General features: G+C 68.9%; 13 protein-coding genes and 1 tRNA gene. 7 read left to right on the top strand and 7 right to left on the bottom strand.

Going from position 1 to position 13,986, the window contains the following annotated elements; genetic code table 11:
* Positions 1-31: 31 nt before the first annotated feature.
* From recJ to katG, 3 genes are all read left to right on the top strand, one after another.
* Positions 32-1,801, top strand: coding sequence for a single-stranded-DNA-specific exonuclease RecJ (gene recJ / locus ACQY4O_RS15185; protein WP_428378211.1), 1,770 nt, complete (start codon positions 32-34; stop codon positions 1,799-1,801).
* A 38-nt stretch (positions 1,802-1,839) separates the two neighbouring features.
* A tRNA-Glu gene (locus ACQY4O_RS15180) sits at positions 1,840-1,915 on the top strand.
* Between the two features lie 198 nt (positions 1,916-2,113).
* Entirely contained in the window at positions 2,114-4,318 is a 2,205-nt protein-coding gene (katG, locus tag ACQY4O_RS15175) for a catalase/peroxidase HPI (RefSeq protein WP_428377192.1), read from the top strand.
* Positions 4,319-4,363: 45 nt separating this feature from the next.
* On the opposite strand, the gene ACQY4O_RS15170 is transcribed toward katG, so the two are convergent.
* Positions 4,364-4,552 carry a zinc-binding dehydrogenase gene (locus ACQY4O_RS15170; protein ID WP_428377191.1) on the bottom strand — a complete coding sequence of 63 codons (189 nt, stop codon included), beginning with the start codon at positions 4,550-4,552 and terminating at the stop codon, positions 4,364-4,366.
* Positions 4,553-4,614: 62 nt separating this feature from the next.
* Positions 4,615-5,628 (bottom strand): LysR substrate-binding domain-containing protein, encoded by a 1,014-nt coding sequence (locus ACQY4O_RS15165; RefSeq protein WP_428377190.1) that lies wholly within the window; start codon positions 5,626-5,628, stop codon positions 4,615-4,617.
* A gap of 168 nt (positions 5,629-5,796) precedes the next feature.
* Here ACQY4O_RS15165 and ACQY4O_RS15160 point away from each other — a divergent pair, with 168 nt between their 5' ends.
* Together ACQY4O_RS15160 and hemH are read left to right on the top strand one after the other, a co-directional pair.
* Positions 5,797-7,305 carry a catalase gene (locus ACQY4O_RS15160; RefSeq protein ID WP_428377189.1) on the top strand — a complete coding sequence of 503 codons (1,509 nt, stop codon included), beginning with the start codon at positions 5,797-5,799 and terminating at the stop codon, positions 7,303-7,305.
* Positions 7,306-7,315: 10 nt separating this feature from the next.
* A complete protein-coding gene (gene hemH, locus ACQY4O_RS15155) occupies positions 7,316-8,329 on the top strand; it encodes a ferrochelatase (RefSeq protein WP_428377188.1) in 1,014 nt (337 codons plus the stop codon).
* Here hemH and ACQY4O_RS15150 read toward each other — a convergent pair.
* The 3 genes from ACQY4O_RS15150 to ACQY4O_RS15140 form a co-directional block, all read right to left on the bottom strand.
* Entirely contained in the window at positions 8,304-9,365 is a 1,062-nt protein-coding gene (locus tag ACQY4O_RS15150) for an NAD(P)-dependent alcohol dehydrogenase (RefSeq protein WP_428377187.1), read from the bottom strand. The genes hemH and ACQY4O_RS15150 overlap by 26 nt on opposite strands.
* Positions 9,366-9,377: 12 nt before the next feature.
* Entirely contained in the window at positions 9,378-10,166 is a 789-nt protein-coding gene (locus tag ACQY4O_RS15145; protein WP_428377186.1) for an SDR family NAD(P)-dependent oxidoreductase, read from the bottom strand.
* Positions 10,167-11,011: 845 nt separating this feature from the next.
* Positions 11,012-11,602 carry a hypothetical protein gene (locus ACQY4O_RS15140; RefSeq protein WP_428377185.1) on the bottom strand — a complete coding sequence of 197 codons (591 nt, stop codon included), beginning with the start codon at positions 11,600-11,602 and terminating at the stop codon, positions 11,012-11,014.
* A 150-nt stretch (positions 11,603-11,752) separates the two neighbouring features.
* On the opposite strand from ACQY4O_RS15140, the gene ada reads away from it, so the two are divergent.
* Complete coding sequence (gene ada / locus ACQY4O_RS15135; RefSeq protein ID WP_428377184.1) at positions 11,753-12,841, top strand: bifunctional DNA-binding transcriptional regulator/O6-methylguanine-DNA methyltransferase Ada; 1,089 nt, start codon at positions 11,753-11,755, stop codon at positions 12,839-12,841.
* A 10-nt stretch (positions 12,842-12,851) separates the two neighbouring features.
* Here the strand turns inward: ada and ACQY4O_RS15130 are convergent, their stop codons facing one another.
* Together ACQY4O_RS15130 and ACQY4O_RS15125 are read right to left on the bottom strand one after the other, a co-directional pair.
* Positions 12,852-13,109: a hypothetical protein gene (locus ACQY4O_RS15130; protein WP_428377183.1), complete on the bottom strand. Its 258-nt coding sequence runs from the start codon at positions 13,107-13,109 to the stop codon at positions 12,852-12,854.
* The gene (locus ACQY4O_RS15125) at positions 13,106-13,348 is read right to left on the bottom strand and encodes a hypothetical protein (RefSeq protein WP_428377182.1); all 243 of its coding nucleotides are present in this window, start codon (positions 13,346-13,348) and stop codon (positions 13,106-13,108) included. The genes ACQY4O_RS15130 and ACQY4O_RS15125 overlap by 4 nt, the downstream gene beginning before the upstream one ends.
* A 198-nt stretch (positions 13,349-13,546) precedes the next feature.
* Between ACQY4O_RS15125 and ACQY4O_RS15120 the strand changes: the two genes are divergently transcribed.
* A complete protein-coding gene (locus ACQY4O_RS15120) occupies positions 13,547-13,933 on the top strand; it encodes a response regulator (RefSeq protein ID WP_428377181.1) in 387 nt (128 codons plus the stop codon).
* Positions 13,934-13,986 lie beyond the last annotated feature (53 nt).

The raw sequence follows: 13,986 nt of genomic DNA, 5'->3' as shown, positions 1-13,986 counted from the left end.
TCGGACACCGGCCGCGGGGCCGGTGCTCGACATCGCGAGCAGCCTGAGCGGCCGGCGCTGGGTCGGGCGTTGCGAGGGGCTGGAGCAGGAGCGGCTGGCGGCGGCCATCGCGCAGAACTGCGGGGTGCCGGAGCTCGTCGGGCGCCTGCTGCATGCGCGTGGCGTCACCCTCGACGGTGCGGCACATTTCCTCGAGCCGACCCTGCGCGCCCTGCTGCCCGACCCGAGCTGCCTCACCGACATGGATGCTGCCGCCGACCGGCTCGCCGACGCCGTGGCTGGCGCCGAAACGGTCGGGATCTTCGGCGACTATGATGTGGACGGCGCGTGCGCCACCGGCCTGCTGGCCGGGCTGCTGCGCGAGCTCGGCTGTGCGGTGCTGACCCACGTGCCGGACCGGATGCTGGAAGGCTACGGGCCGAACGCGCCGGCGCTGGTCTCGATGGCGGAGCGCGGCGCCGGCCTGATCGTCTGCGTCGATTGCGGCACCGCCGCTCCGGAGCCGCTGGGCGCGGTGCTGGGCCGCGCCGACGTGGTGATCCTGGACCACCACAAGGCGGAGGGGCTGCCGCCGCCGGTGCTAGCCACGGTCAATCCGAACCGGCTCGACTGCGCCTCGGGGCTGGGCTCGCTGTGTGCGACCGCGATCGCCTTCCTGGCTGCGGTGGCGATGGTGCGGGTGCTGCGCCGGCGCGGCTGGTTCGCCGGACGGTCCGAGCCCGACCTGATCGCCCGCCTCGACATGGTGGCGCTGGCCACGATCTGCGACGTGATGCCGTTGACCGGCCTGAACCGGGCGCTGGTGACGCAAGGGCTGAAGGTGATGGGAAGGCGCGAGCGGATCGGCATCAATGCCCTGCTCGAGGTGGCGATGGCGCGGGACGCGCCGAACGCCTTCACTTGCGGCTTTGCGATCGGACCGCGCATCAATGCCGGCGGCCGCATCGCCCAAGCCGATCTCGGGCTGCGGCTGCTGCTGTGCGAGGATGCCGAGGAGGCACGGGCGCTGGCCGAGCGCCTCGACGGCGTCAACCGGCAGCGGCGCGGCGTCGAGGCGGCGATCCTGGATCACGCGATGGCGCTGGCGGCGGAGCAGGTGGCGGCTGGCCACGCCGTCCTGCTGCTCAGCGGCCCAGGCTGGCATCCCGGCGTGGTGGGCATCGTCGCCGGGCGCGTGAAGGAGCGGTTCAACCGGCCGGCGCTGGTCGGCGCCGAACTGGAGGATGGCAGCGTCAAGGGCTCGGGACGCTCCGTTCCCGGGCTCGATCTCGGCACGGCGATCATCGCGGCGCGGCAGTCCGGACTGCTGCTGACCGGCGGCGGCCACGCGATGGCGGCGGGTTTCTCGCTGCGCGCGGACGGGATTGCGGCCTTGCACGGCTTCCTCGACGAGCGGCTGGCGGAGGCGCGGCACCGCCCGGCGGCTCTCGACTTGTCGGTGGATGCGGTGCTGGGGGTCTCGGGCGCCAGCGCCGAGCTTGCGGCCCATGTCGGCCGGCTGGGGCCGTTCGGGCCCGGTAACGACGAACCGGTGTTCGCGGTGCCCAATGTGCGGGTGGTGCGGGCCGACCGGATCGGCAAGGAGGGCAACACGCTGCGGCTGATGGTCGAGGGCGAGGGCGGCGGTCCGAGGCTCAAGGCGCTGCTGTTTCGCGCCAACGAAGCCCCCCTGACCGCGGCGCTCGAAAGCCGCGACGGCGCGCGGCTGCATCTGGCTGGCCAGTTGCGCGCGCAGGCGTGGCAGGGGCGCGTCGAGGCCGGCTTCTTCATCGCGGATGCAGCCCGCCCGAGCGTGGCTTGACCGATCCGGCCCCGCTCCGCTACCCACCCGGGCCATGCGTCCCGTTCGTCTAGTGGCCTAGGACACCGCCCTTTCACGGCGGTAACACGGGTTCGAACCCCGTACGGGACGCCAGCGGGACGACCTGACCCCCTGCCCTGAGGCACCCGGCTCTTTCCCGCGCCCGCATTGTTGCTACAATCCGGCAGTGGCACCGGGGCGACCCGGGCATGGACCGCGTCGATCGACGCGCTAGAGCCTGATCGTCTCAGGCTGGATCAGCCTGAGACGTAAACCAATCTCTAGATCAATGTGGCAGAGCGGGAGAGAGAGATGGACGGAGACAGCGTCGGCCAGTGCCCCATGAGGGGCGTGGCTCCCAGCAACTCGACGGCGTGGCCCAGGTCCAACCAGGAATGGTGGCCGAACCAGCTCAACCTCAAGATCCTGCACCAGCACTCGGTCGTCGCCAATCCGCTGAAGGCGGACTTCAACTACGCCGAGCAATTCAAGAGCCTCGACCTGGCGGCGGTGAAGCAGGACCTGTTTGCCCTGATGACCACGTCGCAGGACTGGTGGCCGGCCGATTTCGGGCATTACGGGCCGCTGTTCATCCGCATGGCATGGCATAGCGCGGGCACCTACCGGATCGGCGACGGCCGCGGCGGCGCCGGCTCCGGCACCCAGCGCTTCGCGCCGCTGAATTCGTGGCCCGACAATGCCAATCTCGACAAGGCGCGGCTGCTGCTCTGGCCGATCAAGCAGAAATATGGCCGCAAGATCTCCTGGGCCGACCTGATGGTGCTCACCGGCAACTGCGCGCTGGAGTCGATGGGGCTCAAGACGTTCGGCTTCGCCGGCGGCCGGGTGGATGTCTGGGAGCCCGAGGAGGACATCAACTGGGGCCCGGAAGATACCTGGCTCGACGACAAGCGCTACAGCGGCGACCGCGAGTTGGCCGACCATCTCGGTGCGGTCCAGATGGGGCTGATCTACGTCAACCCGGAGGGGCCGAACGGCTCCCCCGATCCGCTCGCCTCTGCCCGCGACATCCGCGAGACCTTCGCGCGCATGGCGATGAACGACGAGGAGACGGTGGCGCTGGTCGCCGGCGGCCACACCTTCGGCAAGAGCCACGGCGCGGCCAGTGCCGGGGAGTATGTCGGGCCGGAGCCCGAGGCGGCCGGCATCGAGCAGATGGGCCTGGGCTGGAGCAACAGCTACCGCACCGGCCGCGGCCCGGACACGATCTCCAGCGGGCTCGAGGGCGCCTGGACCCCCGAGCCGACCAGGTGGGACAACGGCTACTACGACAACCTGTTCGGCTTCGAATGGGAGCAGCAGAAGGGTCCCGGCGGCGGCTGGCAGTGGCAGCCGAAGAACGGCGCCGGAGCCGACCAGGTGCCGGACGCGCATGACGCCAGCAAGCGCCACGCGCCGATGATGTTCACGTCGGACATCGCGCTGATCACCGACCCGGCCTACCTGGAGATCTCCAAGCGGTTCCATGCGAACCTCAACGAGTTCGCCGACGCCTTCGCCCGCGCCTGGTTCAAGCTGACCCATCGCGACATGGGGCCGCTGGCACGCTATCTCGGCCCGGAGGTGCCCGGCGAGGTGCTGCTGTGGCAGGACCCGGTGCCCGCCATCGACCATCCCCTGATCGGCGAGCCGGAGATCGCGACCCTGAAGGCGCGCCTCCTCGATTCCGGTCTGACCGTCTCGCAGCTGGTCTCGACCGCCTGGAAGTCGGCCTCGACGTTCCGTGGCACCGACAAGCGGGGTGGCGCCAATGGCGCGCGCCTCCGTCTTGCGCCGCAGAAGGACTGGGCGGCGAACGAGCCGGCGGAGCTTGCGAAGGTGCTGCAGACGCTGGAGCGGATCCAGGCCGAGTTCAATGCAAGCCAGTCCGGCGGCAAGCAGGTCTCGCTCGCCGACCTGATCGTGCTCGGCGGCTCCGCTGCCGTCGAGAAGGCGGCCCGCGATGCCGGGCACGCCGTGACGGTGCCGTTCACGCCGGGCCGTACCGACGCATCGCAGGAGCAGACCGACGTGCAGTCCTTCGCCGTGCTGGAGCCGAAGGTCGACGGCTTCCGCAACTATGTCGGCGACGCGCGTGGCAAGCACGAGGAAGTCCACCTGGTCGACCGGGCGCACCTGCTGTCGCTGACCGGGCCCGAGATGACGGTCCTGGTCGGCGGCCTGCGGGTGCTGGGTGCCAATTACGGTGGCACCGATCTCGGTGTCTTCACGAAGCGGCCGGGAACGCTGACCAACGACTTCTTCGTCAACCTGCTCGACATGACGACGACGTGGAAGGCGACCTCCGACGCCGACGACCGCTTCGAAGGCCGCGACCGCCGGACCGGCGAGCTGAAATGGACCGGCAGCCGCGTCGACCTGATCTTCGGGTCGAACTCGCTGCTCCGGGCGGTGGCGGAGGTGTTCGGATGCACGGACAGCCAGGAAGCCTTCGTGCAGGACTTCGTGGCGGTGTGGACCAAGGTGATGAACCTGGACCGGTTCGACCTGGCCTGAGACGACAAAGGCGGCATCCCGCATGGGATGCCGCCTTTGCCTTGGTCATCCAGGCAGCCGGATAACGATCTTGCCGACCTGCCGCCCACTCAGCAGCCGCTCGAACACGACGGGCGCCTCGTCGAAGTCGAAGGCCTGGTCGATGACGGGCTGCAGCCCGATCGCCACCGCGACGCGCAGCGTGGTGAAGTCGAGGCCGGGCACGTCGCCACCGGGAAATCCGATCAGCGCCACCACTGCCGCCGCCTGCGACGGCCCGCAAGGACTGCTGCATGGTCCCGGCGCGGGTTTGGGTTTCACGGTGAAATCGAGCGACCGGCCTCGGGCTCGGTGCCATCCGGCGCCTGGTCGCGCAGGAATGCGCCGAGCCGGGCGAAATGCGGTCCGCGCGGGTCGGTCGCGCGCCAGGCCAGGCCGATCAGCCGGCCGGCTGCCGCACCGCTCGCGCCGGCATCGAGCGGCCGCAGCCGCAGCAGGCCGCCGAGCGTGTCGGGCCCGTCGGTGGAGCGGGTGGCGAGCTGCGGCATCAGCGTGTAGCCCTCGCCGGCGGCGACCATGTGGCGCAGCATCTCCAGGCTGCTGGCGTGCCTCGCCTGGCGCCCCGTCGGGCCGGGCAGGTTGCACAGCGAGATCGCCTGGTCGCGCAGGCAATGCCCCTCCTCCAGCAGCAGCAGGTCGTGTCCCGGCAGGTCCTCCGGACGCAGTGCCGGTGCGTCGAGCAGGGCGTGGCGTGCGGGCAGCAGCAGCTGGAAGCGCTCGAAGAACAGCGCCGTGCTGTCGAGCTGGTCGCCGGCGAGGGGCAGTGCCGCGAGGATTGCATCGAGGCTGCCGCGCTGCAGCTGCTCGAGCAGCTCGATCGTGCGGCCCTCCTGCAGCAGCAGTTCCAGCCCGGCGAAGCGGTCGCGCAGCGACCGCAGCACCAGCGGCAGGTAGTACGGGCCGAGCGTCGGGATCACGCCGAGGCGTAGCGCCCCCTGCAGCGGATCGGCGCCCGCGCCGGCCATCTCCAGCAGCCCCAGCGCCTCGCGCAGCACCAGACGCGCCTGCCGCAACAGCACCTCGCCATGGCCGGTCAGCTCGATGCGTCGCGCCGTGCGCTCGAACAGGGGCGTGCCGAGCAGCGCCTCGAGCTTGCGTATCTGCCCGCTGAGCGCAGGCTGGCTGACCCCGCAGCGTTCGGCCGCGCGCCCGAAATGCCGCAGCTCCGCGACCGCGACCGCATATTCCAGGTCACGCAAGGAGAGGCCGCTCAGATGGGTCCGGGTCATGCCGCGTCGGCTCTCGTCTGCCGGCGCGACGGGCAGACGCATCGCCGGGGGCTTTGTTCGCCGTCTGGCGCAGGCGCTCCGGCTGGTTGCTGGCGGCGGTCCGGAAGCGCAAGTCGCATGATAGGTAGAGCCTATCGTTTACACAGGGACGATCGAATACCCTGATCAGCCACCGGGCTCTAGGGTTGCACTTTCAATGCGGAGAATCCGATGAGCGATGAAATCCTGACGACCACGGCCGGCTCGCCGCTGCCGGACAACCAGAACAGCCGCAGCGCCGGTCCGCGCGGCCCGCTTCTGCTCGACAACTACCAGCTGATCGAGAAGCTGGCACACCAGAACCGCGAGCGGATTCCCGAACGCGTGGTGCATGCGAAGGGGTCAGGCGCCTACGGCCGGCTTACCGTCACCCACGACATCACGCAGTACACCAAGGCAAGGCTGTTCAGCGAGATCGGCAAGACGACCGACCTGCTGATGCGCTTCTCGACCGTCGCCGGCGAGCGCGGCGCTGCCGACGCGGAACGGGACGTACGTGGCTTCTCGGTGAAGTTCTATACTGAGGAGGGCAACTGGGACCTGGTCGGCAACAACACGCCGGTGTTCTTCATCCGCGACCCGATGAAGTTCCCGGACTTCATCCGCACCCAGAAGCGCCATCCCCGCACCAACCTGCGCTCGCCGACCGCGATGTGGGATTTCTGGTCGCTTTCGCCCGAGAGCCTGCACCAGGTGGCGATCCTGTTCTCCGACCGGGGACTGCCGCAGGGCTACCGTCACATCAACGGCTATGGCAGCCACACTTTCAGCTTCTGGAACGATGCCGGCGAGCGCTACTGGGTGAAGTTCCACTTCAAGACCCTGCAGGGCCACAGGCACTGGACCAACGAGGAGGCCAACCAGATCATCGCCTGCGACCGCGAGAGCGCGCAGCGCGACCTCTATGACGCGATCGAGCGTGGCGATTTTCCGAAGTGGCGCCTGTTCGTCCAGATCATGCCGGAGCGGGACGCCGAGACGACGTCGTACAACCCGTTCGACCTGACCAAGGTCTGGCCGCACAGCGACTATCCGCTGATCGAGGTCGGCGAGGTGGCGCTGAACCGCAATCCGGAGCACTACTTCGCCGAGATCGAGCAGTCCTCGTTCTCGCCGTCGAACATCGTCCCCGGCATCGGCGTCTCGCCGGACAAGGTCCTGCAGAGCCGCCTGTTCGCCTATGCGGACGCGCATCGCTACCGCGTCGGCACCCACTACGAGATGCTGCCGGTCAACCGTCCGCACTCCGCGGTGAACACCTACCATGCCGATGGCCCGATGCGGCTCGACGCCCCGAAGGGCACCGACCACTTCTACGAGCCGAACTCCTTCGACGGCCCGGTCGAGCAGCCGACCGCGAAGGAGCCGCCGCTGCGCATCTCCGGCGATGCCGGCTGGTATGACCATCGCATCGGCAACGACGACTACACCCAGCCGGGCAACCTGTTCCGCATGTTCGACGAGAACCAGCGCCGCCGGTTCTTCGACAACATCGCAGCCGCGATGCAGGGCGTGCCGCCCGACATCATCGCGCGACAGATCGAGCACTTCCGCCGCGCGGATGCGGCCTGGGCGGCCGGCGTCGAGGCGGCGATCAAGGCGACGCACACCGACCCGGCCTCGGCCCCGACGACTGCCGCTGATGGGGGGGCTGCTGACGTGGCCGCCGCCGCGGAGTAACCTGCCCGGCATGCACAATGTCGGTATCCTGCTGATCAATCTCGGCACGCCGGACGGGACGGATTATCGTTCCGTCCGGCGTTATCTGTCGGAATTCCTCTCCGATCGCCGGGTCATCGAGGCGAATTCGCTGGTCTGGCAGCCGATCCTGCAGGGGCTGGTGCTCAGCCTGCGGCCACAGAGGAGCGGCCGGAACTACCAGCGGATCTGGAACACGGAGCGCAACGAGTCCCCGCTGCTCACCTATACCCGGGCGCAGGCGGAGAAGCTGGGACGCCGCCTGGCCGGCGAGCAGATCCCGGTGGTGTACGGCATGCGCTACGGCAGTCCGTCCATCGATGTCGCGATCAACCAGCTCATTGAGCAAGGCTGCGAGCGTATCGTGGTGCTGCCGCTGTATCCTCAATACAGCGCCACCACGACCGCAACCGCGAACGACCAGGTGTTCCGCACGCTCATGCGGCTGCGCCGGCAACCGGCCGTGCGCACCGTGCCGTCCTTCCCGGATCATCCGTCCTATATCGCGGCTCTCGATGCCTCGATCCGGCGCGCGCTCGCCGGCCTCGACTGGAAGCCCGACATCCTGGTGGCGTCGTTCCACGGCCTGCCGAAAAAATACGTGAAGCTGGGCGACACCTACGATGCCGAGTGCGAGCGTACGATCCGCGCCCTGCGCCGGTCGCTCGGCCTGAACGAGCAGACCTGCCTGCTCACCTACCAGTCGCGTTTCGGCCCCGCGAAGTGGCTGGAGCCCTACACCGCGCCCACGGTGGTCGAGCTGGCGAGGCACGGCCTGCGCAAGCTTGCCGTCGTGATGCCGGGGTTCCTCGCGGACTGCATCGAGACGCTGGACGAGATCGGCAACGAACTGCGCCAGGAGTTCCTGCATGCGGGCGGCGAGAAGTTCTTTGCGATCCCGTGCGTCAATGCCGACGAGGAAGCCATCGACATGCTCGAAACCCTCGCCCGCGCCGAGATCATGACCGGGCCCGCCAGGGTCATGGCATCACGATCTGCAGCTTGATGTCGGTCGGCCGAGCCGAGGCCGCCCGCTCGAAGGCCTCGACCGAACGCTCGAAGCCGAAGCTGTCGGCGATCAGCGGCTTGAGGTCCACCTTGCCGGAGGCGATCATCTCGATGGCACGGTCGAACACGTTGGCGTAGCGGAACACGGTCTCGATGCGGATCTCCTTGGCCTGCGCCGAGACGATGTCGAACGCCACCTTGTCCGGTGGCATGCCGACCAGCACCACGGTGCCCCCAGGACGCACGCAGGCGAGCACGTCGTCATAGACGCGCGGACTGCCGCTGGCCTCCAGCACCACGTCCGCGCCCCAATCAGGCCCGCACAGCGCGTCGATGCGATGGCGGAGCGTCTCGCGCGAGACGTTGACCGGGATCAGGCCGGGATAGCGCGCGGCAAGTTCCAGCTTCGGATCGACGACGTCGGAAATCACCACCCGGCCGGCGCCGCTGCCGAGTGCTGCGAGCGCCACCATCAGGCCGATGGTGCCGCAGCCGGTGACGAGGCAGGTGTCGCCGGGCTTGATCTTGCCCTTGACCGCCGCCTGCACGCCGATGGCGAACGGCTCGACCATGGCCCCTTCGGCAAAGCTGACATGGTCCGGCAGCCGGTAGGTGTAGGCGGCGGGATGCACCACCGAGCCGGTGAGACAGCCATGCACCGGCGGCGTGGCCCAGAACCGGACCGCCGGATCGACATTGTACAGCCCGAGCTTCGAGGCGCGCGAGTTCGGGTCGGGGATGCCCGGCTCCATGCAGACCCGATCACCGACCTTGAGCGTGCGCACGTTCGCGCCGGTCTCGGTGACGGTGCCGGACGCCTCGTGGCCCAGCACCATCGGCTCGCGCACGACGAACGGGCCGATATGGCCATGCGTGTAGTAGTGCACGTCGCTGCCGCAGATGCCGACGGTATGGATGGCGACGCGCACGTCATCCGGGCCCAGCGTCGCGGGCACCTCGATGTCGCGCAGGGCAAGCTCGTGCTGGCGTTCGAGAACGAGAGCGCGGGCAGCGGGGGCGCGGGCGGTGGTCACGGCAGTCTCCCTTCAAAGCGTCTTGAGCATGCCGCCATCGACGAAATAGGCGGAGCCGACACTGTAGGTAGCCTTGTCGGAGCAGAGGAACACGAAGAAGTTGGCCAGCTCCTGCGGCGTGCCGAAACGCTTGATCGGCGCGTGCTCGTCGGCCACGCCCTGCAGGTAGGCTTCCCAGTCGCCGCCGCTCTCGCTGGTGAGTTGCTTGGCCGTCTTGATCCAGTCAGGCGTGAGGATCAGGCCCGGATTGATGCAGTTGACGCGAATGTTGTCGCCGATCACCTCGGTCGCCAGGGTCTTGCTGAACATCATCAGCGCGGCCTTGGTGACGTTGTAGATCGGCTCGTACCAGAGCGGCTGGGCGGCGCAGATCGAGGCGTTGTGCAGCACCACGCCGCCGCCGCGGGTGCGCATCATTGGCACCAGGCCGCGCGCCAGCCGCACCGCGGCCATGACATGCAGGTCCCAGTACGACTGCCATTTCTCGTCCGGCGCTTGCATGACGGTCTCGTTCGATCCGGTGCCGGCATTGTTGATGAGGATATCGACGCCGCCCGCCGCCTGCGCCGCATCGATCACGGCTGCGGTTCCGAGCCCGGTTGCGACGTCGGCGGCGACCGCGGTGGCGCGGGTGCCATGCAGGGCGGCGATGCGCGCGGCCTCGGCCTGCAGCCGAGCCGCATCGCGCGCCACCATGATCAGGTCCACCCCCTCGGCGGCGAGGCCCTCGGCCACGGCGGAGCCGATGCCGACACTGGCGCCGGTGATGACGGCAACCTTGTTCCTCAGACCCAGATCCATCGGAGCGCCTCCCCCGACCGGTTCATGACCGGGGGTTCAACCTGGCCTGGGCGGGAGCGAAAGCTAGGAGTGGCGGGCGCCGGCTGTCAATTTCACGCATGCGAGCCCGCCGCATCGTGGTGCATGGGCGATGCCCTGATTTGGCCGCTTTTCGTCCCGATTTCAGCCATACCGCTGCTCATGCTGCACCGGCAATGCACCTTGCCTGGCTCCTACGCACTGCAACGCACTGGCTGCTCACGTTCGGCGAGGCCGCCCTGCTGGTCTGGGGCATCGCCCTGGCCGTGGCACTTGCGGCGTGGCTCGGCTGGTGCGCCACCTGGGTGCTGCGACGGCTCGGTGTCACGGGCCTGCTGGCAATGTCAGCCTCCCGGATGAAAGCAGGCTCTACGAACCGAGATCGGGTGGCGTACCGAACCAGAATGGAGCGATGAAGACCACCGCCGCGAACACCATGGCCAGGGCGGGGCCCAACTGACTCATAACCAAATCAACATGATAACCGGGGCGTCCTTCAGGCCGACCGTAATGTCAGCGATGTATCGCGAAGTTGCAATAATTGAACTGCATGTTTCGGCATGCAGCCGCAAGATTCCGGGGCGGCCTGCGACCTGGGGTTGCAATCACGCTGGCGGCCGGGTATTTTTTCCTGCATAATTGCGGTACGGCACGCGGTGCTGGGAATTCTCAGGAGTGCTGGCCTGTCCGGCACGGTCGAGGCGGGTAGCATGCAACACCTGGTCCTGCAGAGCGGTGCGAGCGGCCTGCGGTCCGCTCCACATCAGGAGACCCTCAAGCTACTGGGCGTCGTCTTGCACTGGGTTCTGGTGCCGGTGGAAGCGGGGCTAGCCCTGTGGGGATCGCTGCTCCTGGTCGGCGTGGCCGCCTGGGCGATCTGGGGTACTCTCTGGCTGATCCGACGCGCCGCCCTGCGCCTGGGATTTCCCTCCGCGGCCGGCGGCGGCGGCCGGCCGGCTGCCTGACGGGGACCGCTGCGGACTGGCAACATTCCCGTCGCGCCTGGCCGGGAGGGCGCCGATCGCGGCGCCGGCTATCGCCGGGGCGAGCGTTGCCGCTACCACGGAACCGTCGAACGCCGCCGCAACGACCCAGAGCAGCAGGGCGCCGCGCCAGTGGCGAGGCTGCCGGCCGGACAGGATGGCGAGCAGGCCGCCGAGGACCGGGATTGCGTGCAGCAGTGAGCCGAGCGCCACCCCGAGCGGGTGGAAGCCGGCACCGGTCGTGGCGTGCGGGCTGCCGGGCAGGAAGGCGCGCAGCCAGCCGAGCAGCAGCCCGAGCAGCACCAGCACGCCGTGCGCCGTGGTGTCGAACAGCACCATCAGCAGGACCAGCACGAGCGGCAGCAACAGCAGCGCCAAGGCCGCCACGCTCGAGACGATGGCGACGATGGCGACGATGCCGGCGATCGGCCGCACCCACGCGCCCAGGGGATGAGAGAGCCCCGGAGGATTAGAGAGCCCCGGAGGATTAGAGAACCCCGGAGGATTAGAGAACAAGGAACGGAGTGCGGTTGATCGAGGCCCGGGACATGGTCAGGTGGTAACAGAGTGAAGGCGCCTGCAGCCATGATTTCGTATCAAGCCGGCGTGGCCGATGAAGCGAGCTGGGGCCGCGTGCTCCGGCGTGACAAGAGCGCGGACGGCCTGTTCTGGTATTCCGTCGTCACCACCGGCGTGTATTGCCGCCCGTCCTGCCCCTCGCGCCAGGCCCGGCGGGAGAACGTGGAGTTCCACGAGACGCCGGAAGCGGCGCGGCGTGCGGGCTTCCGGCCGTGCCGGCGCTGCAATCCGGATGCACCGCCGATCGAGGCCAGGCATGCCGCCCTGGTGACGGCGGCCTGTCGGGCGATCGAGCAGGCCGAGGGTCATCACTCCCTCGGGCAGCTCGCCGCCTTGGCCGGGATGAGCCCGTCGCATTTCCATCGGCTGTTCAGGAGGGCGACCGGCCTGACGCCGAAGGCCTATGCCGGAGCGCGCCGGGCGGCCCGGCTGCGCGAGGCGCTCGCCGGCGGGAGCACCGTCACCGCCGCGATCTATGAGGCCGGGTTCGGCTCGAGCGGCCGGTTCTATGCCGGGTCCGACGGCATTCTCGGCATGACGCCGAGCCGCTTTCGCGCCGGGGGGACCCGGGAGGAGCTGCGCTTCGCCATCGGCCAGTGCTCGCTCGGGGCGATCCTGGTTGCCTCCAGCGCCAGGGGCGTCGCGGCCATCCTGCTCGGCGACGATCCGGAGGCGCTGGCGCGTGAGCTGCAGGACCGGTTCCGGAGCGCCCGCCTGGTCGGTGGCGACGCCGAATACGAGAGGCTGGTGGCGCAGGTGGTGGGTCTGGTCGAGGCGCCGCGGACCGGCCTCGACCTGCCGCTCGATGTCCGAGGCACCGCCTTCCAGCAGCTCGTATGGCAGGCGCTGCGCCAGATCCCGGCCGGCAGCACGACGACCTACACCGCCCTCGCCGAGCGGATCGGCGCCGCGGGGTCGGCGCGGGCAGTGGCCGGTGCGTGCGCCGCCAACGCGTTGGCGGTGGCGATACCCTGCCACCGGGTCGTCCGGCAGGACGGGGCGCTGGCCGGCTACCGGTGGGGTGTGGCACGCAAGCGGCGCCTGCTCGAACTGGAACGCCCGGACAAGCCGTGTGCCATGACGCAGCAGGATTAGGCTTTGACGGTCAGAGCCGGTCGATCGCCTCCTTCTTCAGGACGCGGTTGCCGCGATGATCCTCGACCCACAGCGGAAAGAAGCCGTGCGCGGCCAGCAGCCGGCAGACAGCCTCCGCTGCCGCGCCGGTGGGAAACCTGATCGGCAGATAGGTGCCCGGCAGGACCTCCTTCCGCCAATCCAGGGCGGGCGGCGTCGCGCTGTAGAAGATGCGGTAGCCCGAGGCATCGGGCGGTTCCCGCCCTGCCTGACGCGTCCGCGGCGTCACCACTTCAGAAAGCCGGCGAGTCTGGCAATGAGGTCGGCGGCGGCGTGACGCTCGCAAAACGGGCCGGCATGCAGCAGGACGACTTCGCCGCAGGGGGCATGGCCAAACACGCCGGCGCCGAGCCGGACGTGAAAGCAGTTCAGTTGCTGCCGGTCATAGAGGTATCGCGGTCGGCCGTCATGCAGCCCATGCTGTTTCCACTGCGCCTGCGTGGCGGGCCTGAACCTCGTTCCCGACATGCGGACCGTCCGAGCACATTGTGGCGTATTCAGGGCTACGGGCGAGATTGCCGATCGGATGCAAACGTTTGTTCAAGCGATTCTTGTCAATTGTTTCGGCTCTAGGAGATCAGCAGGCCGGAATCCGGTATCGCTTGCGCGCGAATCCATTGCTCAGTCATTATTGTTTCGATCCAAAATCGGACGGAGGCCGGGCAGATGCGCGTTCTTGTCGTGGAGGATGACGGGCTGGTCCGCGACCTGGCGGCAGAGGCTTTGGCCAACGAGGGCTACGAGGTGCTGACGGCCTCGGATGGCACCGAGGCGGCCCGCCTGCTGAACCAGCCCGACCCCGTCGAGGTGCTGCTGACGGATGTGATGCTGCAAGGCTGGATCGATGGCGCCGACATCGTGGAGATGGCGCGCCTTCGCGTCCCCGGGATGCCTATCCTGATCATGTCGGGCTTCTCTGAGGGCCTGCTGGGGCGCCTGGCCGGCCTGCAGCCGCCGCTTGGCTTCCTGCCCAAGCCGTTCGGGCTGGCGCAGCTCGCTGCCGCCTTGGACCGGGTTGTCAATTTCGGTGCAACCGAGCCGGGCGAGACCTGATCCAGCCCGGAGGCGGCGGGCGGTCGGGCGAAGGCCATCGTCTGCCTATGCCC

The organism is Lichenicoccus sp. (assembly GCF_965277665.1).
In the GTDB taxonomy this organism is placed as follows: domain Bacteria; phylum Pseudomonadota; class Alphaproteobacteria; order Acetobacterales; family Acetobacteraceae; genus Lichenicoccus.
The sequence above is the reverse complement of the archived record's forward strand: the minus strand, read 5'-3'. Positions and strand labels throughout refer to the sequence as shown.